A 20,348-nucleotide genomic window follows, 5' to 3' on the forward strand; every position below is an offset into this window, starting at 1 on the left:
CTTCGATCTGAACCGCCGGGCGGGGTCCCTCCCCCTGCAACACCCGCCCGACGGAGCATCCGCTTATTCCTTGATGTCGAGGCCGAGCTTCTCGAGCCCGCCGACAGTGGCCTGCTGCGTGGCCGTCAGCGCGTCGCCCAGCGTGGGCGACGCGGTGACCGAGTCCTTGAGGGCAGTCGCCGTGAGGTCGTACTTCGGCCCCCAGGCCCAGGGGCCGAGGTTCGCGGACGCCTCGTCGAAGACCTCGTAGATGTCGTTGCCGTAGTAGTCGACGGGTGCGACGGATGCCGCGACGTCGGCCAGCCCCGGGAACGCCGGGTACGCGGTGCCGACAGCACCTCGCGCCTCGATGGCGTCGGGCGACGTCACGAGCCATTCGAGGAACACCGCCGCTGCGGCGGCGTTCTCGGAGTTCTCCGGGATCGCGAAGCTCGTGCCGCCGCTGAGCGCGCCTGTCGGCTCGCCGTCCCACGACGGCGGAGCGGCCGCGATCCACTTGCCGGCCATGCCGGATGCCTCGGTGCGGGTCTTGAGCGCGGACGCACTCCAGGAGCCGCCGACCCAGCCGTTGACCACACCGCTGTTGAGGTCGGCGGTCCATTCGTCGCTGAAACCGAGCTGCGCCTTGACCAGTCCGTCATCGATCAGGCGCTGCCAGTAGTCGGCGACCTCCTGCGACTTCTTGTCGTCGACCGAGACCTTCCAGCTCTCGTCCTCGACGCTGAACCACTCGGCTCCGGCCTGCCACGCCATGGGGGCGAGCTGCGGCTCGTTGGTGAAGAAGCTCGTCAGGTAGGCGTCGGGGTTCACGGCCTTCAGCGCGCGCGCCGCCTCTTCGAACTCGTTCCAGGTGGTCGGGACCTCGACACCGGCCGCCTCGAGGACATCCTGTCGGTACCAGACGACCATGGGCGGGGCGTCGTACGGCAGCGCGTAGGCGGCGTCGCCGAAAGTGACCAGGTTGCGCACCTGCTCGTCGTACTCCCCCAGGACATCGCCGGAGACCAGATCGCCGACGGGAGCGAGCTGCTCGGCTGCGACGAATCCGGGGAGCCGGTCGTATTCGATGCCGACGATGTCGGGTCCGCTGCCGGACTCGATCGCCGCGGACAGCTTGGTGTAGCCGCCGTTGGCTCCGTTCGGGATCTCCTCGAAGTTCACGGTGATGTCGTCCTGACTCGCGTTGAACGCGGCGGCGACATCGGCCATGCCGCTGAGGAACGACCAGAAGGTGACCTCGCCCTTCGGAGTCTCGGTCTTCACGGGTTCGGCTGCGGGACTGCTCGCAGCACAACCCGCGACGAGTGCGGAGGTGGCGACCAGTGCCGCCACAGAGAGGGAAGTTCGACGCAGGGACATCGCGGGTTCTCCTTCGAATCGTTGACCGTGCGAGTCCGATCTTTCGTCACCCGAAGCGATTCACCAAGGAGAGCGGTGGATTTCTCACAAAACCTAACATTTCACCCGGCGCGGACGGACGACTCCCGCACCACCAGGGCCGGGAGGAGCGCCATGCGCACCGGCGTGTGGGCGGAGGCGGCGGGGCGCTTCAGCTGATCGACGCACAGTCGCAGCGCGGTGTGCCCGAGCTCGTGCTTCGGCGGCGCGACGGCGGTCAGCGGCACGGTCGCGAAGGCGGCGACCTCGTCATCGTAGGCGACGACAGCGAAGTCCTCGGGGACGCGCAGCCCTCGCTCCAGGACCAGGTCGAGGAAGGCCATCGCATCCGCATCGCCCAACAGGATCGCCGCAGTGATCCCCTGCTGCACGCAGTCGTCGAGCAGGTCGCCGAGCTCTGCGATGTCGGCGTTGTCACCGATCCGCGGGTGCGGGAGGTCGCGGCGGAGCCAGAGCGCGGATGCCGGGTCCATCGCGGCCATCGCGCGCCGGAACCCCGCGTCGAGCCCGGCGACGGTCGCCGCGGGCCGCGCGGCGAGCGCGATCGCACGGTGCCCCTGCTGCGCGAGGTGACGCACGGCGACCTCGGCGCCGTGCGCGTGATCGGTGCGGACCCATTCGAGGCGTCCGGCGAGCTGGTCCTCGACCGACCTCTCGACCATCACGACCGGGATTCCCGCCTCCTCCAGCATCCGCTGCAGCGGCGAGCTCTCGGCGATCGCGTCGTGCGGGGTGATCATCAGCGCGTCGACGCCGCTGGCGATGAGGCGCTCCGCCTGACGGAACTCCTCCTGCGACGAGTAGTTCGTCGCACCGACGACGAGGCGGCAGTTCGCCTCATGGGCCGCCTGGCTCGCCCCGCGGATCACCTCGGGGAAGTAGTACTGGGTCGTCGGGACGATCATGCCGATGGTCGCCACCGGTCGGGGGCGGACGCGCGCCCCCGACCCGTCTTCGCGCGACTGCTGCTGGGCGACAGCGAGCGAGATCGCTCCCCCGTGAACGCGGGCGAGCAGGCCCCTCTGCTCCAGAGCGACGAGGTCCCGCCACAACGTCATCGGGGTCACGCCGAGCCGCGCCGCGAGGACGGCGCTGGTCAGCGAACCACGCAGCTCGAGCTCGCGGAGGATGGCATCGTGCCGGGCGGCAGCAGTCATAACCACATCACGATAGTGGATGCGCCTCTTCCGGCCAGTCGGTGACGACGACCTTGCCGATCGTCTGCGATGCCTCCACGATCTCATGCGCCCGGCGCATGGTCGCGGCATCCAGCGGCGTGAGGTGCTCCGTCATCGTGGTGCGGATCACCCCTTCGTCGACGAGTTCGGCGACCTGCTCGAGGAGCTCGTGCTGGTAGTGATCGGCGGGGTCGGTCACCGGACGGGTGAACATCAGCTCCCAGTGCCAGGTCACGCTCTTGCCCTTCAGCGCGTCAATACTGCCACCGGTCTCGTCGATCGAGACGACCTCGCCCCGCGGACGGATGACGTCGGCGATCGCGCGGACGTTGCCGGGCGTGAACGACGTGAAGACGTAGTCGACGCCGCTCGGGGCGATCGCGGAGACCTCGTCGACGAAGTCGCGGCCGACGACGTGATCGGCCCCCATCCGCTCCACCCATTCCACCGACTCCGGGCGCGAGGCGACCGCGATGACGGTGAGCTTCGTGAGCGCCTTGGCGAACTGGATGATGAGAGAGCCGACACCGCCGGCCGCACCGATGACAAGCAGAGTCCCCTCGCTCCGGCCGTCGAGACCCAGCTTGTCGAAGAGCGCCTCCCACGCCGTGATCGCGGTGAGCGGGAGCGCTGCCGCCTCCGCGGTGGACAGCGAGCGAGGAGCGTGGCCGACGATGTTCTCATTGACGAGGTGGTAGCGGCTGTTGGTGCCGGGGCGATCGATCTGTCCCGCATAGAACACCCGATCCCCCACGGCGAAGCGGGTCGCCTGATCGCCGAGGCCGACGACCACGCCGACCGCGTCGTAGCCGAGGATCCGATGCGCACCGGAGGTCGGCGAGCCCGCACGGACCTTCACATCGACGGGGTTGATCGAGACGCCCTCGACCTCGACCAGAAGGTCTCTGCCGGTGGGCGTCGGGACCGGCAGCGAGAGGTCGGTGAGCGATTCGGAGTCCGAGACGGGGCGGCGCCCGCGCGCGCCGATCGCGGGCATGCGGTCAGGGAGGGAGGAGGTGTCGTTTGCCATGACGTCACGCTATCCGAAGGCCCCCAGTTACCCGCAAGCGCCCCAAGTATCCAAGAGATACCATGGAGGGATGCCGACCGAGACCGTCTGCCGCATCGACGCCCCTCACGACGTGTACGACGCGCAGTGTCCCTGTCGCGGGGTGCTCGATCTGCTCGCGGACAAATGGAGCGCCCTGGTGATCGGCGCGCTCAGCGAGGGACCGCAGCGCTTCGGCGAGCTCAAGACCCGGCTGCAGGGCATCAGCCCGAAGGTGCTGACGGCGACCCTACGACGCCTCGAAGCGCGAGCGCTGCTGGTGCGCACGGTCTTCGCCGAAGTCCCGGTCCGCGTGGAGTACTCGCTCACCGACCTCGGCGTCGACGCTGAGAAGCCGTTGCGCGCGCTTCGCGGCTGGGTCGAAGCCAACATCGAACGTTTCCCGGCGATCGACTGACGGGGCCGCAGGTCTCAGGCCGAGACGTCGGCCTCGAGCATCCGAGCGGTGCTGACCCACTGGGATTCGATCAGCGACGGATCGTTGCGCAGCTTCGCGAGCAGGACGAGGCCCTCGAGGTTCGCGACGACGGCCGTCGCCATGTCGCGCCGCTCGTCCCCCAGCACGGCGGCGATCATGTCGACCTGGGTCTCGAAGATCTCCTGGAGACGCTCGCGGATGACCGGCTCCGTGGATGACAGCTCCAGGGCCAGGTTGCCGAACATGCACCCGGCCACGGCTCCGACCCCCGCCTGCGCTTCGCGCTGCACGGCGGCGGTGGCCTCGAAGAGCCGGTACAGGCGATCGACAGCGCTGCCCTCGGACGACAGGATGCTCGACCACTCCGCCTTCTGACGGCGCCAGTGCTCATCGATCACAGCGACGGCGAACTCCTGCTTCGAGGGGAAGTAGTAGTAGAAGCTGCCCTTCGGCGCACCCGCGGTCGCGCTGATCTCGGCGACGCCGATCGCTCCGTACGAGCGCTCGCCGAACAACCGCTCCCCTGCTTCGAGCAGCCGCTCCCGCGCATCCGATGTCCGACCCATTTGACAAGTATATGACCGATCGTCTATAACGGTCAATGTTAATAGTTGACCGATCGTCTATAGGAGAATCATGTCTGTTCAGAAAGTCGCGATCATCACCGGCGCGTCGCAGGGAATCGGCGCCGGACTCGTCGCCGCCTACCGGGAGCTCGGATACGCCGTCGTGGCCACGTCCCGCTCGATCACGGCGGGCGATGACCCCGGAGTCCTCGCCGTCCCGGGCGACGCCGCGGATCCCGCCACCGCCGCGAACGTCGTCCGCGCGGCCGTCGACCGCTTCGGACGGGTCGACACGCTCGTCAACAACGTCGGAGTGTTCACCGCCAAGCCCTTCACGGACACGACCGATGAGGACTACGCGCTCAACCTGGGCGTCAACCTCGGCGGCTTCTTCCACTTCACTCGGAACGCGATCGTCCCGATGCTGGAGCAGGGCGGCGGCCACATCGTCAACATCACCACGACGCTCGTCGAGTCCGCGCGATCCGACATCCCCTCCGTGCTCGCCTCCCTCACCAAGGGCGGGATCGCGGCAGCCACCAAGTCGCTCGCGGTGGAATACGGCGATCGCGGCATCCGCGTGAACGCCGTATCTCCCGGGATGATCCTCACTCCCCTGCAGGGCGGGGCGACGCCGGAGCAGCTCGCCGCCTTCCACCCTCTGCAGAAGGCCGGCACGGTGGATGACATCGCTCGCGGGGTCGTCTACCTCGAGCAGAACGAGTTCGTCACCGGCGAGTTCCTGCACATCGACGGCGGCCAGAGCGCGGGGCACTGATCATGACCGCACACACGACGGCAGCCGCAGCCCGGATCGCACCGGCGCTGACCCGATGGCAGCAGGGAATCGGCGCCGGGGATCTCGATCGCATCGCCTCCGCGTTCACGACGGATGCCCTGTTCCAGGGGCTGCGTCCGGAGCACTCGATCGGGCGTGCCGGGGTCGTGGCGTACTACGACTCCCAGCCGGTCCCCCTGACGGTGGAGTATGACGTCCTTCGGGCGCACGACCTGGGAGATGACGCGGTCGTGGCCTACCTCGAAGCGCTGTTCCACCTCGAGGGGCGCGAGGACATCGCGACCCACATCACGCTGGTCTTCGAGCGCGAGGCCGACGACCTGCTCATCTCGCATTACCACGTGTCCCGTGTGGACTGAGCGGAGGGGGTGGCGTCCCAGGACGGACACCACCCCCTCGTTCGACCGCTTCACCGGCACCGAAGTAGATTTGCCAGGTGACTGTGGAGATCCGCGCCCTGACCGATGCCGACGTCGAGCCGGTCATCGACCTCTGGCACGAGACCGGCCTCACCCGCCCCTGGAACGATCCTCGCGCCGACATCCGCCGCGCCCGCGCGGTGTGGCCCGAGCTGCTGCTCGTCGCCGTCGACCGGGACACCGTCGTCGGCGCCGTCATGGCGGGATACGACGGGCACCGCGGGTGGCTGTACTACCTCGCGAGTACGCCGGCGCGCCGCGGTGAAGGCATCGGTCGACGGCTCGTGCAGGAGGCGGAAGCCCGGCTCGAGGCGCTCGGATGCCCGAAGGTCATGCTGATGGTCCGTCCGGGGAACGACGCGGTGCTGGATTTCTACGACGACCTCGACTACACCCGCGAGGGCACGCTGCTCACCGGCAAGAGGCTCATCCCGGACGACTGAGGGCGCGTTCGCCCCTCGAGCCCGAGCGGTGCTTCAGCCCTCGGCGACTGCGTCTCGCGAGGCCCGCTTCTCGCGACGACTCGCAACGATGCCGCGCACACCGCTGACCAGCAGGACGATGCCGAGCAGCACCATCACGCCGAACGTGACGAATTGCCACCACTCTCGCGCTGCCGACACGAAGGACACGCTGAAGATCAGCGCCGCGACACCGAGGAGAGATTTTCCCCAGGCGAGGCTGACGGACGTGGTCTCATCTGGCATGGGCATGCAGCGAGCCTAACCATCGCGGAGGATGCCGTCGGGCAGAAACGACAAAGCCCCCGGAAACCGGGGGTCTTGATCTGTAGCAGGAGCGGGGCTTGAACCCGCGACCTCACGACTATGAGTTCGATGCGGTGGGCCGGTGGGTACTCGTTGATCGCCGTCTGCCCCGTGATTCCGCGCATACAGTCATGGTTGATGACAGCTGAATGAGGGTGGTTTCAGCGGAGCTCCCGGCACAGAACCGGCACGTCGCAACTACACCAGGTACCGCAGAGCCTCTTCAAGGCGATCGCTCGATTCGCTCCTCGCTCGCCACGACCACCATGCGTTGCCGACGCGCCGCTCGGGGTTTCCTCGCCGAAACCGCTGCAAGAGATTGAAGGCGACTTCATCCGCGATCCAGACTTTCTCAAGTGGGACGGTATCCAGCCCGGCTGCCACTAGAGGGCTGAGTACTCTCAGGATCTCTTCTCTCGCTCGCCGCTGGCCGACTTGGAGACGATCGTTTGCGTGAAGTGTGCGATACGCCTCGCCCGACAGCGAGATCATCTCATCTGAGAGGTCCGTTTCCGGGTCCACCAATGAGATCGTCCCGTTTTCATCACGACGCCAGGCGCGCCCCGTGTGGTCGCGGAACAGGAGATACGGGCGTGGCGCATGGACCATGTCGAGAAGGCATTCGCCTTCACCAGATAAGTGGAACGTTGATCTCCCACCGGGGCCAATGCTCCAGTTTCCGAACTGAGGACGGAGAACAATTCGCAATGTCATGACCGGTGATACATCATGGATCGGAAGCTCAGACCGGTTCTCAAGTACTAGCCGACTGCCCCAACATTCGTCGAGGCTGCGAGACATAAGCCAACCCATGCCATAGTCCTCCCCGACCCACTCAGGCACGTGATCGGGACATGGTTCTAACCACCAATGGACTTGCAGTGCTTGCTGTTTCAGTTGAAACTCTGCACGCTCGCGAGCTTCCGTCTGCCGAGACTTTCGATCTCGAAAGTACGTCGTCAATGTGATTGCGAGCGTGGCGACTACTGCACCGACCGTACCCAGCGCCGTCAGTTTGTCGGCCCACGAGAGCTGCGGCGCCCCCGGATCGGAACCAAGCAGCGGGAGCAAGGTGAGAGCAAACCAAAGAAGAACGAGTCCGAGAAGCGTTAGGCCTACCCGTGCGGCAACGCGTTTCTTGCGTCCCGGTTGATCGAAGGCTCGTTCCATAGCCTCATGGTAGGAGCAAACGACGGTGACTTGGGGGTCTCGTCTGCAGAGATGTCTGCTCCACGACCACGGCTAGGCTGGTGCCAACTCCAGCGATGAAGGAAGACAATGAGCCTACCGCCCTTGCCGTTTGACGACACGGAGTTGCAGGCTGCCTTCACCGGCCGATCTCTGGCTTTACCGCCGCTTGGGCGCGGTTCGTTCAAGGTTGCGTACTTTGCGGGCGACGGATCTGACGCGGTCGTCAAGATCCTGACGGACCCGCTGCCGGGAGACATCGATAACACCGAGGTCGACGCCTCGCTTTTGCCGGAGCGATTCGCTCGAGAGGTTCGGGCGATGCAATTGACGGATTCACCTCACCTCGGAACGGTCCTGGTCGAACCAACCGCCGTCCAAATAGGTGGAAGTCGCTTCGTTACCTATGAGGAACCGTTCTACGGCGGAGGAACCTTGGCGGACCGTCTTTCAGCTAGCGCAATGAGCGCGCCCGACGCCGAAAGCCTGGTCGTGTCGTTGCTGAAAGCGGTCAGAGAGCTCTGGGCGCATGACATCGTCCATCGCGACATCAAGCCGGGGAACATCATGTTCGACGGTCAGGGAAACGCGGTGCTCATCGATCCAGGGATCTCGCTCCACGTAGGTTTGGATGACCTCACCGACTCGTCCCAAACGTCGCCGATGACGCTCGGATACTCTGCCCCAGAACAGCACGAAGCACGCAGATACGCTCAGATCGACTTTCGCACGGACCACTTTCTAGTCGGAGTCGTCGGATATTGCGCGGTGACCGGTGGGCATCCGATCCTTGAGCCAGGGATGGACCGCAACGCCTTCATAGTGAAGCTTCTTTCGTTCGACAAGATCGACACAAGCGGCCTTCCGTGTTCAGATCGCCTGAAGCAGGTACTAGCTCGCTTGCTCGCTCCGAAACCTAACCGGCGATTCCGGACGACAAACGAACCACTCGAGATCTTGGAAGTGTCATGAACCTCTATCTGCAACACGGGTACGGCAAGGGGAACAAGATTCAGAGCCTTACGTCCTCAGGTGCACTGAGAGGAGTAATCCTCAGCCCCGGAGACGAAGATGCCGCGTCGCTTGCTCGAACGGCGTCCGAGGCGAAACGATTGGGTCTTCGCGTGTGTGTCGACCCGCAAACCTACGTCTACTCCACCGCCCCGAGGGGGGTCGGGCGCAAACATGAATCACACGGAATACAGTTCGATGATCTCCACTGGTCACAGCCGGTTTCCGCGATCATTCAGCAGGTTGCGCGTGTTGGCGAGATGCACGACCGGGTGAATCCGGGCGGCGTAAAATTCGCACCGACTGTAGTCCAGGCATCATTCGACGACGTTTGGACGTCGACAGCCTTTCAGCTCGCAAGAACTGCTGCGAGCGAGTGGGGGAAGGATCGAACCGTCGCAACCCTCGCTATCGAAGACACTGCACTGGATACCTGGCGGCAGATTGACGAGTGGCTCGACGTCGCCACAACGCTCGAGGTCAGAGGCTTCTACATCCTCGTCGGGCGCAAGGACACGTCCTATCCTCCGGCGGCGTGGGCCTCGGAGCGGCTGGCAAATCTACTGCGCATGATCTACGTCTTGACCGAGCTCAATGAGTACGAGGTGTGCTGGGGATACGCAGACGGAGAAGGTCTCGCCGGCCTTGCAGCTGGCGCTTCTGCGCTCGGCGCGGGTTGGAACTACTCGCTCCGTCAGTTCAAGCCGTCAAAGTGGCAGCCAACGGACCGAAAGGGTGGCGTCGCCCCTAACGCTCGGTTCTACATGGAACGCCTCTGGTCTCCAATCTTGGCTTCGGCCGAAGCTGACAACCTCTATGATTCCGACCTGCAGGACCAGGTCTTCACTCCCGAAGAACTGCAGCTGATCACTGGGCGGAGCTTCGACGAGATCGGGGTGGTCGACGCGCAGCTCCAGTTCTTGACCGGTCTGTCACGGCAGGCACAGTTGATCACAGGCATCGACGGCGTAGCACAAAGGCTCGATTACGTTCAGAGTTCGCTAAGTGCCGCGGAAGAACTTTTCGGCGCAATCGACAACGAGGGCATCCCGATGTCTGGGCGTTACCGCGGCAGAGTTCGCGCCTTGGCCTCGGGAATCGAGCGCTTCCGCGGCGCGGAGAGCCTGTAGGCACTACCGGATTCGAACGCACGGATGAGGAGTTCCGCAAGCCACAGTCGGCGGTACTCGGGAAGTGGCTGGTATCGGGCTGGCATTTCCCAAACTATGCGGCTATCCTCCGCAACAATGAGCCCGGCCCCGAAGCGTTCGAGAGTGGTCCTTGACGCGCGGTGTGCGGTTTCAACTGGCATGCAGATTGCGGCGCGGTGAGCAGAGACCCGAAACTTTCCTAACTGCTGCAGCGCACGCTTCGCGTCCTGCATCTTGACCTCAATTGCCATCGAGTCCGTCACGACGTTCGCGGCGCTTCGTACGGTTGCTTCAGTCCACCCTTGTCGGGCCAGCTCAGTACGGAGCGTCTGCGCATACTTTCGTGTAATTCCAGGCGCACTGTGAGAACTCGCAGCGAGAACACGCGCCGCAGACACGGTCGGAATTCGCAGTTTGCGGACTTGATGAGCGGCAACCGCAGTCGCCGACGCACGAACTATCAACACGTCTGGTACACCGAAGCCCGTCTGGGGTTCGAGGATCAACCATGAAGACCGTCCAGGGCCTGGTGGGAAGAGGGCGCCAGCGCTTGCAGCAAGCCTCCCAGTGAGCACTGCTTCATGGGTCGGCACACCAACTCGGCGCTCCTCACTGCTGGCGAATGCTGTGCTGTTGAGACTCGCCAGTGAAGCTTCGTCAGTCATACGACGATGAGTTCCAGTCCGTGGTGCCCGGGGTCCAGAGTCCGAGGAGCGCCCTGACCGGAGCGAAGCGAGGACCGGACGCACCGCAGGAACTCCGGACCCCGGGCACCGGTTCGCCGAAGGCGAGCCTTGAATGAGTAAAGAAAGTTCCCACAGCTCCACTATCCCCTGGATGAGCGCGATGCCCTCGCGCGCGCGGTCGCACGTCCGACCCTGAGTCTACGGTTGACCCGTGATCTTCCGCCCAGCCGACCGCGTCTACGTCGACGAGTCCAAGGCACGCGGATACTACGTGGTGGCGACGGCAACCTCGATCGGAAACCTCCGCGTGTCCGAGAAGGCCCTCCGTGAACTTCTCAAGCCCGGCCAGCGACGTATCCACTTCAAGAGTGAGAGCGACAGCCGGCGACGACAGATCCTCTCGAGCATGTGCGCGCTCGATGTGCGTGTCTCCGTCTGGATCGTGAAACGGAGACCTGACAAGGAGGCTCGACCTCTGTCTCTCGGCTCGCTCGTTGCGGAGGCGGTCAAGAGCGGTGCCGCACTCCTGGTCATCGAACGAGACGAGTCTCTTGAGCGCGCAGACCGTCGACTGATCGCCGAAGTGATCCGTCGCGCCGGAACATCCGAATTGCAGTACCGGCACGTCGCGCCCCACGAGCATCCGCTGCTCTGGGTGAGCGATGCCGTGGCTTGGTGCTATTCGAACGGCGGCGACTGGATCCGTCGGGTCGATGCGATCGTCGATGCACGGGTCTTCCGACTCTAGAAACACGTGAGCCTGGCTCGTCTACCGTCCGGAAGACTGCCAGGCTCCGAGGGCTACTGCCCGCCGTACCCCAAGTGTAACGCGCAGGCACCGACAGCGGCCAGCGTTCATCTGCCGCGCCGCGTCCGGCACAGAACCGGCACAACCCTCCCCCGCGCCGCTCCGGCCGTCGGGCAGAAACGACAAAACCCCCGGAAACCGGGGGTCTTGATCTGTAGCAGGAGCGGGGCTTGAACCCGCGACCTCACGATTATGAGTCGTGCGCTCTAACCAGCTGAGCTACCCTGCCGCGAGGCATCCGTCCGCGTGTGAGAAGAATGCTGCGAGCCCCGAGTCAGGATTGAACTGACGACCCCTTCCTTACCATGGAAGTGCTCTGCCACTGAGCTATCGGGGCGTGCTGCCCCTCTCGGGGCAACCACACGAGAATACCATCACCATGGCGTCCTCATGAAATCAAGGCGGGTCAGTACGAGGACCGGCCCGCGTTCGTGCGGAGCCACGGCAGCGGATCGATGGTCGATCCGTTGACGATGAGCTCGAAGTGCAGGTGTGCGCCGTAGGAACGGCCCGTGTTTCCGGTCTTGCCGACGATGTCGCCGACCTTCACCGTGTCGCCGGCCTTGACCTGCAGCGAGCCGTACTGCATGTGCGAGTAGTGGCTCGTGATGACCGCGCCGTCGATCACGTGATCGATGTAGACGGTCACGCCGTAGGCGTCGCCCTGCTCGGTCGCGATGCGCACGGTTCCGTCAGCGATGGCCTGGATCGGAGCGCCGTCGCCGGGGACGAAGTCGATGCCCTCGTGCAGACGGCCGCTGCGCATGCCGTAGCCGTCGGTCATTCCGACGCCGACGAGGAACGGCCACTGGATGGCCGCGTCGGGGTCGTTCGTGAAGACCTCGTTGGAGTAGTTGATGCCCTGCTCGGCCGCGACCTGGACGAGCGAGATCGTGCTGAAGCCGTCGGCGCGCGTGAGGGACTCGTTCTGAACGCCGGCCGGAGCGACGAAGGCCTGGATCTCATCGGCGGACTCACCGTCGGCGGCCTGCTGGGAGGAGGCGACGAGCGAGGTCGCGGCAAGGGACGTGCCCTGGGAGGCGGCCACAGCCTCGGCGGGGAGCGTCATCGAGACCGCGAGCAGACCCGCGAGGCTCATGACACCGACCGTCGCACCGACGGCGAAGACCTTGCGTGCGCTGCGCTCACGGCGGCTGGCGGCGGGAGCAGCCGCATCGCTCTCGCTCTTCGCGTCGGTCGCGGACTGGCCGACGGCCGGCTCGGACGGAGCGGATGCCGTGGGCACGGGCCCGGTCGCGCGGAATGCCCGGGACGCGCGCTCGAAAGCGTCGGCGTCCGCCGTGTCGTCCGCCGCCTCCGCGCTCGTCGCTGCAGGCATCTCGAAAGCCTCGGAGGCCTCCGGCTCGGAGAGCTCGACGAGGTCTTCGACCTTGTCGGTCTCGGCCGGGGCGTCGACGGTGACGGGCTCGGCTGCGTGCTGAGGCGCGTCGTCGATGCGGGTCAGGGGCGCGTCGTCGATCGGGGCGTCGGCGGCCACACGCTGGCGGGCGGCGCGGCGGGAGAGCGGGGCGACAGCGGCGAGGGCGATGACAGCCTCAGCTGCTGCGACAGATTCCGTCGGTCCCACCGCAGGGGCCTCAGAGGCCGTGGTGCGGAGTCGGCTGGACCGGCGCGTGGGCGCAGAGGCAGCCTGGGGATTCTCGAAGGGCAAAGCGTTGTTCTCTCAGTCGTGCGTCAAGCTCGGGGGCGCTAACTCAGCTTTCACCTTCGGGTGGTGAAAGTAACGATCGCGTAAAACCCTATCGGTATCCGCCTGGGAATGCCATGAACAGGTCAGTGTTTCTCCCCCAGAAGAGCGAGGAGCCGGGCGTGCACCTCGGGTCCTCCGGAGATCAGCATGGGCCGCGCCGAATCGACATCGTGGCGCGAGACGAGGCCGCCGGCCTCCTCGACGAGGAGCGCTCCCGCCGCGAAATCCCACGGCTTGAGCCCTCGTTCGAAGTAGCCGTCGAGTCGTCCCGCCGCCACATAGGCGAGATCGAGGGCGGCGGATCCCGACCGGCGCAGATCTCGCGCCATCGTCATCACGCGTCGCACGGTCGCGAGGTCGCCGTCGTGGGTGGCCGGGTCGTATCCGAAGCCGGTGGCGAGGAGCGCCCCGGCCGAGGTGTCGGACGTCACCGCGAGTCGGGTCTCCCCCGCCCAGGCGCCGTGCCCGCGGGCCGCCGTGAACAGTTCCCCGAGCGCCGGGGCGTTGACCGCGGCGGCCAGCGCCTCCCACGACCCGGGTTCCGCCGAGCCTCGCACGGCGGCGATGCTGACGTTGTAGGCCGGCATCCCGTAGGCGTAGTTGACGGTGCCGTCGATCGGATCGACGACCCAGGTGATGCCGCTGGTCCCGCTCTCGGCCCCGGACTCCTCGCCGAGGAATCCGTCGTCCGGGCGGGCCGCGTCGACGCGCGCACGGATCAGTGCCTCGACCTCGCGGTCGGCTTCGGTGACGATATCGGCGATCGTCGACTTGGTCGCGGCCAGATGCACGCCGTCACGGCGACGGCGGAGCGCGAGCTCGCCGGCCTCACGTGCGATCTCGGTCGCGAGATCCTTGAGTTCGCCCTCGAGCGTCACTGCGCCGGGTACTGCGGTGCGGGCGGAGGCGGCGGGAATGCGGGCGGAGCCGCCTGCTGCGGTGCGGCCGGAGGCTCGGCGACGGGAGCCTGCGGTGCCGGGGGCACCTCCGGCGCCTGCGGAGCGGGCGGGGCGAACGCCTGTGCGTACTGCGGCGCGGCCGGTTCCGGCGCGACAGGGAACGCTGCTGCCGGAGCCTGCCCGAGCGACTGCTGCTGCGGCGCGACACTCGGGTATCCGGTGTAGTAGGCGTTCCAGTCGGGCGACGCGTCAGGAAGCGCGGGGAGCGGGGTGACGCCGTCGGCGTACGTGGGCCAGGCCGGCGCGGCTGCGATGGCGGCTGATGCCTGCGTCGGCTTCTTCGGCGCGAAGAGCGCGTTCAGGAGCGGGATGAGCGTCGTGCCGACAGCCGCGAGGATCGTCAGCGCGACCACGATGCGCCAGTAGAGCTCGCTGTAGTCGAAGCTGTGCGGGAAGGCCAGGAAGAAGATGAGCAGACCCACGAGGCCGGCCAGGAACACGATCGTCGCGATGTAGATGATGCGGGTGAACGTCGTCACGTGGCGCCGCGCCGCAGGCGTGAAGAGACGCACGTGGAGCAGGGCGAGCTGCAGGATGCCGATGACGAGCAGCAGCTGGAAGAACCGCTCCGCCCCCGTGAAGTAGCCGTCCTCCTCGGGAAGCCAGATCTTCACGGCGCCGACCAGGAGCGCGACGATCCACGTCACCATGCTGGCGAGTGCGAGCCAGTCCGGCCGGTTCGGTGCGAGACCGGCCTCGAGGATCGCGATGCCGGCGAAGGCGGCGAGGAGCAGGATGGTGAGGAACGCCCGACCGATCAGGCCGTCCTGATCGCCGATCAGCACCCAGACCACGCACACGAGCGCCGCAGCGATCAGCGCGCCGATGGCGATCCAGATCGCTCCCCTGATGAGCAGCGACATGTTCTTCTTCTCACCCTGCGTCGTCTGATGCGCGGTGATCTCCGGCTGAGACATGGCCATCCTCTCGTTGAGCGGCGATGCCCTCATCCTGCCACGCGAGCGGCCCGTTGCCCCGGCGGCCGCCCGGACGGGGCGAAGTCACCGCGCGAGTGCGGTCGGTGCAGAAGCAGTCAGACGGATCGCTTCGCGGATGCCGCGGCGAAGGCCGCGACCCGCGCCTGCGCGTCCGGGGTCTCGAGGGCTGCCCCGATCGAACGGGCCTCCTCGCTCAGCTGCTCGACGAACGAGCGCTCCGGCTGGGATCGCACCAGGTGCTTGGCCTGTCCGTACGCGTCGGCGGCACCGGCCAGCCAGAAGCGTGCGATCTCCTCGCCGCGTGCCCGCACGCGCTCCGCCTCGGTCGCGGCATCCTCTCCCTCGACCGCCTCCGCGACCAGTCCCCACTCCACTGCCTCCTGCGCGGTGAGAAGACGGTCCTGCAGGACGAGCTGCAGCGCACGGCGCTGCCCGACGGCGCGGGCGAGCTGCGCCGAGACCGACAGGTCCGGGGTGAGACCGATGTTCGCGTAGAGGCTGCCGAGTCGGGATCGCGATCCGACGACGGCGTAGTCGCTGCAGAGGAGGATGCCGAGTCCCCCGCCCGCCGTCGTCCCGTGCGCCGCGGCGACGACGGGAACCGACGATTCGGTGAGCGAGCGGATGCCGGCGTTGATCACCTCGGCGAGCGCCGTGATGTCCGCCCCGGAAGACGATCCCATCGTCGTGGCCATGTCGATGACGTCGCCGCCGGCGCAGAAGGCCGGGCCCGATGCGTCGAGCAGGATCGCCTTCACATCCGCTCTCGACGTGGCCTCGGCCGTCACGTCCTTCCAAGCGTGAGCCAGGTCGGCGTTGAACGCGTTGAGCCGGGTCGGACGGTTCAGCGTGAGCCGTGCCATCCCCTCTTCGACACGGAACAGGATGGCATCGCTCATGGCTTCTCCTTCGAGCATGGGACGTGTGGGTCCAGCGTAACCGCGATCAGTCCTGCGCCCAGACGCGCGAGACGAACGCCTCCATCCGCCGACGGGTGCCGTCGAGCCGGAAGTCCACCTGCCCGGGTGAGCGCACCTCGTTGGGTGCGAGGGGGTGCGCCAACCGCACGTTCTCGTGGCACGAGAGGTCGGAGCAGATGTAGGTGCCGAAGGAGTCGCCGCGGCGTCCTGCTTCTCCTGTGCGGCGGGCAGAGAGCATGGCCACCTGGTTTCCCGGCTGCATCGTGTGGCAGATGTTGCACATGCCGGAGCGCCCTCGCCCCGGTTCTGACGCGCGGAGCACCACTCCGACGACGCCGCCGTCGTGCTGGATCAGGACGTACCCGCGCTTGGACGCGCTCGGGTCGCGCCACGCGAAGAAGTCGAGGTAGTCCCAGTCGACGAGCACGAAGTCGTGCGGCATCTCGAGGGTGCGCAGCTCGTCTTCGTCCGCGTTGACGAACGATGCCCGGACTTCGGCTTCGGTGAGCGCTCGCATCGTTCCAGTCTATGAACCCTCGGACGTCGTCGAGGCCGGCGCCGCCTCTTCCGCCGCCGTCCGATCGCGGATGAGGAACCCGAATCCGAAGGCGATGAAGAACATCAGCACGCCGTAGACGGCTGCGGGGAGGCTCAGTTCGACGGAGCCGAGCACGGACTGCGCGATGACGATCGCGAGGGTGGCGTTATGGATGCCGATCTCGAACGAGGTGGCGATGGCCTGTCGCCTGCCCACCTGCAGCCACCGCGGGACGAGGAAGCCGATGGTCAGGCTGATCACGCAGAACAGCACCGTGATCAGCGCGAGCTGGGTGAAGTTGGAGATGAGCAATGCCCAGTTCGACACGACGGCGCCGACGATGACGACGATGAGGATGACGACGGATGCTATCCGCACGGGCTTGTCCATCCCTGTCGCGAACCTCGGCCAGAACCGACGGATGAGCATGCCGAGCGCGACGGGGAGGAGCACGATCGCGAACACCTCGAGCGCCTTCGACCACTGCAGGCCGAGCCGGTCGTCGAACGGCTGGAAGTAGGCGATGGCGAAGTTCGTGATGAGGGGCAGCGTGATCACCGCGATCACCGAGTTCACTGCGGTCAGCGAGATGTTGAGTGCGATGTCACCCCGGAACAGGTGGCTGTACAGGTTGGCCGTCGTGCCGCCCGGCGATGCGGCGAGCATCATCATGCCGACCGCGAGGATCGGTGGGAGCTGGAACGCGAGCACCAGGCCGAAGCAGATCGCCGGAAGAAGCAGCAGCTGGCAGAGCAGCGCGATGATCACCGCCTTGGGCTGCTTCAGCACCCGCGCGAAGTCGGCGAGGGTGAGGCTGAGCCCGAGCCCCAGCATGATGATGCCGAGGGCGACGGGAAGTCCGATGGTGGTCAACGCTGATCCCATGGGACTCAGTGTGGCGGATGCAGGGCCTCGGTGTCACGGGGTGATCGTCACCGGAGACGGATCATCGAGTCCCTGCATCAGCTGAACCTGCGTCCACGGGACCGGCGCGTCGTCGAAAACCGGCTGGATCACCTCCCAGATGCGCTCCGCATCCGGACCGACGAAGTACAGCGCGTATTCGCCCGCTCCGATCTCGTTCCCGTCGATCTGGCCGGCATCCGCCCTCGTCAGCGCTTCGTCCGCCGCCAGCTCGGTCTCGAGCATCGCGTCCATGAGCGAGAGGTCGAAGTCGGCATCACGGTCCTCGAATGTCACGACGACCCACTCATCCACCACAGGACTGGCCGATTCCGCGGGAGCGGGGAGGGCCGTCGACGCGCCATTCGAAGGGAGGACGGCCGCAGTCATCTGCAGCACCAGCACCACAGTCCAGACCATCGCCGCGATGAAGACGGCGATCTGGATCGCGATCGTCACGATGAGAGGTGCTGCCCCCTTGCCTCCTCGGCGTCGGATGACGGCGTGGCGTCCGATCACGTAGGCAAGCGGAGACAGCAAGGTCCACAGCCAGTGGAATGGGTCTGCGAATCCGCGACGCTCGAGCTCTCGCGCATCGAGGAAAGCGAACCACACGTACAGGGCGGACGATCCCCAACCGATCACCATCAGAACGAGGAACCAGGGATTGAAGAAGAGGGCCAGCTCTGCGGCGACGAGGCGCTGGGGGTCGGGAGTCGAACCGCCGGTGGGGAACAGCGCCACCAGGTCGACCATCCCTCGCAACATCTGGTCGAGATACACGAACGCCGGGTAGAGGCTCAGCAGCGGGAGAAGCACGATGAGCCACACCCACACCGTGTGCGAACTCGTTCCCGGAGCGGCCTGCGGCGGCAGCGGGTCTGGCGGCGCCCGATACTCGTCGGCCCACCCATACCCGTCCCACCAGCGCGGAGCACCCGCAGCGTCGGGATACCAGCCTGCCGGCGCGCTCACGGCGCCTCGCGAAGGGCGACGGAGACGCCCACGGGGTTCATCATGAGGTCACTGTATCGGGCACGCGGCCGGTCGTAACGCGGGGAGAAACGCGACAAGCCCCGGGCGACCGGGGCTTGTTGCGTGTGATCTGCGCTGGTGGCGAGTGAGGGATTCGAACCCCCGAATGCGATGCAGTCTGATTTACAGTCAGATCCCTTTGGCCGCTTGGGTAACTCGCCAGAGCGCACCCGTCCGACTTCGACAGCCAACCGGGGGCACGAAAGACCATCATACCCGTCAGACGCGGGCACATGAAATCGACGCGTCAGCTGCCGAAGACGCCTCGTTCGGCCTCTGCGAGCGACTCCGGCGTGCGCAGCAGACCGCCCTCGGCGCGGCATGTCGCGGCGGCGATGTCCATGGCCCTGGTGAGCAGCGCGCGCCACTCGACGAGGCGTGCCGGACTCCCCCCGACGAGCCCGGCGGCGACCGCCGAGAGCGTCGCGTCCCCTGCGCCCACCGTGTCGACGACGCGGCCCGGGAGGTCCGAGATCGGTGCCGCCGCGGTGCCGGCGTCCGTCTCGAGGATCGCGCCGTCGGCGCCGGCCGTCGCGAGAACAGCCCCGACTCCGAGGTCGCGGAGTCGGGCGCGCAGCGCGCCGAGGTCGCCGTCGTAGAGGATCGCCGCGTCATCGGCGCCGACCTTGACGATGGCGGCACCCGCAGCAGCGCGCTCGAAGCCCTTCACGAACTCGTCCCGGTCGCTCAACATGCCGGTCCGCGGATTCGGATCGATCGTCAGGCGCGCTCCCGCTGCGGCCTCGAGCAGAGCGTCCACCTCCGCCGGCACGTCGAAGGGGAAGCAGCTGATCGCGACCAGTCCCGCCTCCGCGATGGCGTCGCGGGCCGCATCGGAATAGCGGATGCGGCGCTTCCGGGCCGCTTCGTTGAAGACGTAGTCGGGTTCCCCGTCGGCCGCCCGCTGCACGACGGCGCGCGAGGATCCGTGCGGGGCCGCGCTCTCGATGAGGCGGACGCCGTGATCGGCGAGGTATTCGCGGATGTGCTCCCCGGCCTCGTCCGCACCGACCATCGCGATGAGCGTCGTCGCGACGCCGAGTCGCCGGAGCCCCACGGCCACGTTCAGCGCCGCCCCGCCGACCAGCTCGCGCACACCCGAATCGTCGCGGATCTCGTCGATCAGGGCATCGCCGATCACGACGACGGATCCTGCGACGGAAGTCTCGATGCTCATCCGCCGACCTTATCGCGACGCGCCACCGCGAGTGCGCGGCACGAATGCTGTCGTGCGACCCGCGAGCGCGCTACGGTGTGCCCATGAACGCGCGATTCCCCGCAGGCGCCGCGGCACTCCTCCTCGTCGCGATCCTCACCGCGTGCGGAACGGCATCCGATGGCCCGGGGAATGCCGGCGGATCACCGAGTCCGTCGCCAGGAGCATCCGACGGCCCCGCCGAGACCGGATCGCCGACCCCTTCCCCCAGCCCGTCACCGACCGCGAAGGGCGTCGCCCTGCCGACCGACTGCCGGGCGATCCTCTCCGACGACGTGCTCGCCCAGCTCGAGGGCGTGCCCCTCAACGACGCGGCCTTCGGTCCCTCTGGCGTCGGCACCGACGGGACCCTCACCTGTATCTGGGCGGACCCCCGAGCCGACACGACCCGTCTCGTCACGACGATCTCCGCGATGAACCGCGGCCCGGCTCTCGACATGCTCAACGCACTCGCCGACACCGAGGGGTTCGCCTGCTTCACCCCTGACGGCGGCACCCGGTGCGAGAAGACGTGGCCGAACACGCAGTACCCGGTGACCGACGGACGCACCCTGTTCTGGCGCGACGACATCATGATCGACACCCGCTATTCCAACCTCGCGCCGTCCGGCTACACGTCGTCGATCGTCTCGCACCTCTTCGACTGACGACCGCGCGCCGGCCGGCGGGC

At 66.7% G+C, this 20,348-nt stretch carries 22 protein-coding genes and 3 tRNA genes; 8 read left to right on the top strand and 17 right to left on the bottom strand.

Features of this window, described 5'->3' with window-relative positions; translation table 11 throughout:
• Positions 1-63: 63 nt before the first annotated feature.
• From MRBLWH11_RS20090 to MRBLWH11_RS20100, 3 genes are all read right to left on the bottom strand, one after another.
• On the bottom strand, positions 64-1,263 hold the full coding sequence (locus tag MRBLWH11_RS20090; protein ID WP_341946200.1) for a sugar ABC transporter substrate-binding protein: 1,200 nt from the start codon (positions 1,261-1,263) through the stop codon (positions 64-66).
• 197 nt (positions 1,264-1,460) lie between these two features.
• Complete coding sequence (locus tag MRBLWH11_RS20095; RefSeq protein WP_341946201.1) at positions 1,461-2,555, bottom strand: substrate-binding domain-containing protein; 1,095 nt, start codon at positions 2,553-2,555, stop codon at positions 1,461-1,463.
• Between the two features lie 7 nt (positions 2,556-2,562).
• Entirely contained in the window at positions 2,563-3,606 is a 1,044-nt protein-coding gene (locus MRBLWH11_RS20100; RefSeq protein ID WP_341946202.1) for a zinc-binding alcohol dehydrogenase family protein, read from the bottom strand.
• 70 nt (positions 3,607-3,676) lie between these two features.
• On the opposite strand from MRBLWH11_RS20100, the gene MRBLWH11_RS20105 reads away from it, so the two are divergent.
• Positions 3,677-4,042 (top strand): helix-turn-helix domain-containing protein, encoded by a 366-nt coding sequence (locus MRBLWH11_RS20105; RefSeq protein ID WP_341946203.1) that lies wholly within the window; start codon positions 3,677-3,679, stop codon positions 4,040-4,042.
• Positions 4,043-4,056: 14 nt separating this feature from the next.
• On the opposite strand, the gene MRBLWH11_RS20110 is transcribed toward MRBLWH11_RS20105, so the two are convergent.
• A complete protein-coding gene (locus MRBLWH11_RS20110) occupies positions 4,057-4,629 on the bottom strand; it encodes a TetR/AcrR family transcriptional regulator (RefSeq protein ID WP_341946204.1) in 573 nt (190 codons plus the stop codon).
• A gap of 70 nt (positions 4,630-4,699) precedes the next feature.
• Between MRBLWH11_RS20110 and MRBLWH11_RS20115 the strand changes: the two genes are divergently transcribed.
• From MRBLWH11_RS20115 to MRBLWH11_RS20125, 3 genes are all read left to right on the top strand, one after another.
• Positions 4,700-5,407, top strand: coding sequence for an SDR family oxidoreductase (locus MRBLWH11_RS20115; protein ID WP_341946205.1), 708 nt, complete (start codon positions 4,700-4,702; stop codon positions 5,405-5,407).
• Positions 5,408-5,409: 2 nt separating this feature from the next.
• Complete coding sequence (locus MRBLWH11_RS20120; protein ID WP_341946206.1) at positions 5,410-5,787, top strand: nuclear transport factor 2 family protein; 378 nt, start codon at positions 5,410-5,412, stop codon at positions 5,785-5,787.
• A gap of 77 nt (positions 5,788-5,864) precedes the next feature.
• Complete coding sequence (locus tag MRBLWH11_RS20125; protein ID WP_341946207.1) at positions 5,865-6,290, top strand: GNAT family acetyltransferase; 426 nt, start codon at positions 5,865-5,867, stop codon at positions 6,288-6,290.
• A 33-nt stretch (positions 6,291-6,323) separates the two neighbouring features.
• Here the strand turns inward: MRBLWH11_RS20125 and MRBLWH11_RS20130 are convergent, their stop codons facing one another.
• Positions 6,324-6,560 carry a hypothetical protein gene (locus MRBLWH11_RS20130; RefSeq protein ID WP_341946208.1) on the bottom strand — a complete coding sequence of 79 codons (237 nt, stop codon included), beginning with the start codon at positions 6,558-6,560 and terminating at the stop codon, positions 6,324-6,326.
• Positions 6,561-6,812: 252 nt separating this feature from the next.
• Complete coding sequence (locus tag MRBLWH11_RS20135) at positions 6,813-7,784, bottom strand: hypothetical protein (protein WP_341946209.1); 972 nt, start codon at positions 7,782-7,784, stop codon at positions 6,813-6,815.
• A gap of 108 nt (positions 7,785-7,892) precedes the next feature.
• On the opposite strand from MRBLWH11_RS20135, the gene MRBLWH11_RS20140 reads away from it, so the two are divergent.
• The 3 genes from MRBLWH11_RS20140 to MRBLWH11_RS20150 all read left to right on the top strand — a co-directional run bounded on the left by MRBLWH11_RS20140 (position 7,893) and on the right by MRBLWH11_RS20150 (position 11,398).
• Positions 7,893-8,774, top strand: a complete 882-nt coding sequence (locus MRBLWH11_RS20140; protein ID WP_341946210.1) for a protein kinase — start codon at positions 7,893-7,895, stop codon at positions 8,772-8,774.
• A complete protein-coding gene (locus MRBLWH11_RS20145; protein WP_341946211.1) occupies positions 8,771-9,943 on the top strand; it encodes a hypothetical protein in 1,173 nt (390 codons plus the stop codon). Before MRBLWH11_RS20140 ends, MRBLWH11_RS20145 begins: the two co-directional genes overlap by 4 nt.
• Positions 9,944-10,861: 918 nt before the next feature.
• Positions 10,862-11,398, top strand: coding sequence for a hypothetical protein (locus MRBLWH11_RS20150; RefSeq protein ID WP_341946212.1), 537 nt, complete (start codon positions 10,862-10,864; stop codon positions 11,396-11,398).
• A gap of 215 nt (positions 11,399-11,613) precedes the next feature.
• On the opposite strand, the gene MRBLWH11_RS20155 is transcribed toward MRBLWH11_RS20150, so the two are convergent.
• From MRBLWH11_RS20155 to MRBLWH11_RS20205, 11 genes are all read right to left on the bottom strand, one after another.
• A tRNA-Met gene (locus MRBLWH11_RS20155) sits at positions 11,614-11,687 on the bottom strand.
• A 36-nt stretch (positions 11,688-11,723) separates the two neighbouring features.
• Positions 11,724-11,795, bottom strand: a tRNA-Thr gene (locus MRBLWH11_RS20160).
• Positions 11,796-11,864: 69 nt separating this feature from the next.
• Complete coding sequence (locus MRBLWH11_RS20165) at positions 11,865-13,046, bottom strand: peptidoglycan DD-metalloendopeptidase family protein (RefSeq protein ID WP_341946213.1); 1,182 nt, start codon at positions 13,044-13,046, stop codon at positions 11,865-11,867.
• 206 nt (positions 13,047-13,252) lie between these two features.
• On the bottom strand, positions 13,253-14,047 hold the full coding sequence (locus tag MRBLWH11_RS20170) for an inositol monophosphatase family protein (protein ID WP_341946214.1): 795 nt from the start codon (positions 14,045-14,047) through the stop codon (positions 13,253-13,255).
• Positions 14,044-15,045: a hypothetical protein gene (locus MRBLWH11_RS20175; RefSeq protein WP_341946215.1), complete on the bottom strand. Its 1,002-nt coding sequence runs from the start codon at positions 15,043-15,045 to the stop codon at positions 14,044-14,046. The genes MRBLWH11_RS20170 and MRBLWH11_RS20175 overlap by 4 nt, the downstream gene beginning before the upstream one ends.
• Positions 15,046-15,161: 116 nt before the next feature.
• Complete coding sequence (locus MRBLWH11_RS20180) at positions 15,162-15,965, bottom strand: enoyl-CoA hydratase/isomerase family protein (protein ID WP_341946216.1); 804 nt, start codon at positions 15,963-15,965, stop codon at positions 15,162-15,164.
• A 46-nt stretch (positions 15,966-16,011) separates the two neighbouring features.
• Positions 16,012-16,503, bottom strand: coding sequence for an FBP domain-containing protein (locus MRBLWH11_RS20185; RefSeq protein WP_116634493.1), 492 nt, complete (start codon positions 16,501-16,503; stop codon positions 16,012-16,014).
• A gap of 9 nt (positions 16,504-16,512) precedes the next feature.
• Positions 16,513-17,397: a bile acid:sodium symporter family protein gene (locus tag MRBLWH11_RS20190; RefSeq protein WP_341946217.1), complete on the bottom strand. Its 885-nt coding sequence runs from the start codon at positions 17,395-17,397 to the stop codon at positions 16,513-16,515.
• Between the two features lie 45 nt (positions 17,398-17,442).
• Complete coding sequence (locus MRBLWH11_RS20195) at positions 17,443-18,402, bottom strand: DUF2510 domain-containing protein (RefSeq protein ID WP_341946218.1); 960 nt, start codon at positions 18,400-18,402, stop codon at positions 17,443-17,445.
• Positions 18,403-18,538: 136 nt separating this feature from the next.
• A tRNA-Tyr gene (locus MRBLWH11_RS20200) sits at positions 18,539-18,623 on the bottom strand.
• 86 nt (positions 18,624-18,709) lie between these two features.
• The gene (locus MRBLWH11_RS20205; RefSeq protein WP_341946219.1) at positions 18,710-19,639 is read right to left on the bottom strand and encodes a PfkB family carbohydrate kinase; all 930 of its coding nucleotides are present in this window, start codon (positions 19,637-19,639) and stop codon (positions 18,710-18,712) included.
• An 83-nt stretch (positions 19,640-19,722) separates the two neighbouring features.
• Here MRBLWH11_RS20205 and MRBLWH11_RS20210 point away from each other — a divergent pair, with 83 nt between their 5' ends.
• The gene (locus MRBLWH11_RS20210) at positions 19,723-20,325 is read left to right on the top strand and encodes a hypothetical protein (protein WP_341946220.1); all 603 of its coding nucleotides are present in this window, start codon (positions 19,723-19,725) and stop codon (positions 20,323-20,325) included.
• Positions 20,326-20,348 lie beyond the last annotated feature (23 nt).

Origin of the sequence: Microbacterium sp. LWH11-1.2, assembly GCF_038397745.1 — a bacterium.
In the GTDB taxonomy this organism is placed as follows: domain Bacteria; phylum Actinomycetota; class Actinomycetes; order Actinomycetales; family Microbacteriaceae; genus Microbacterium.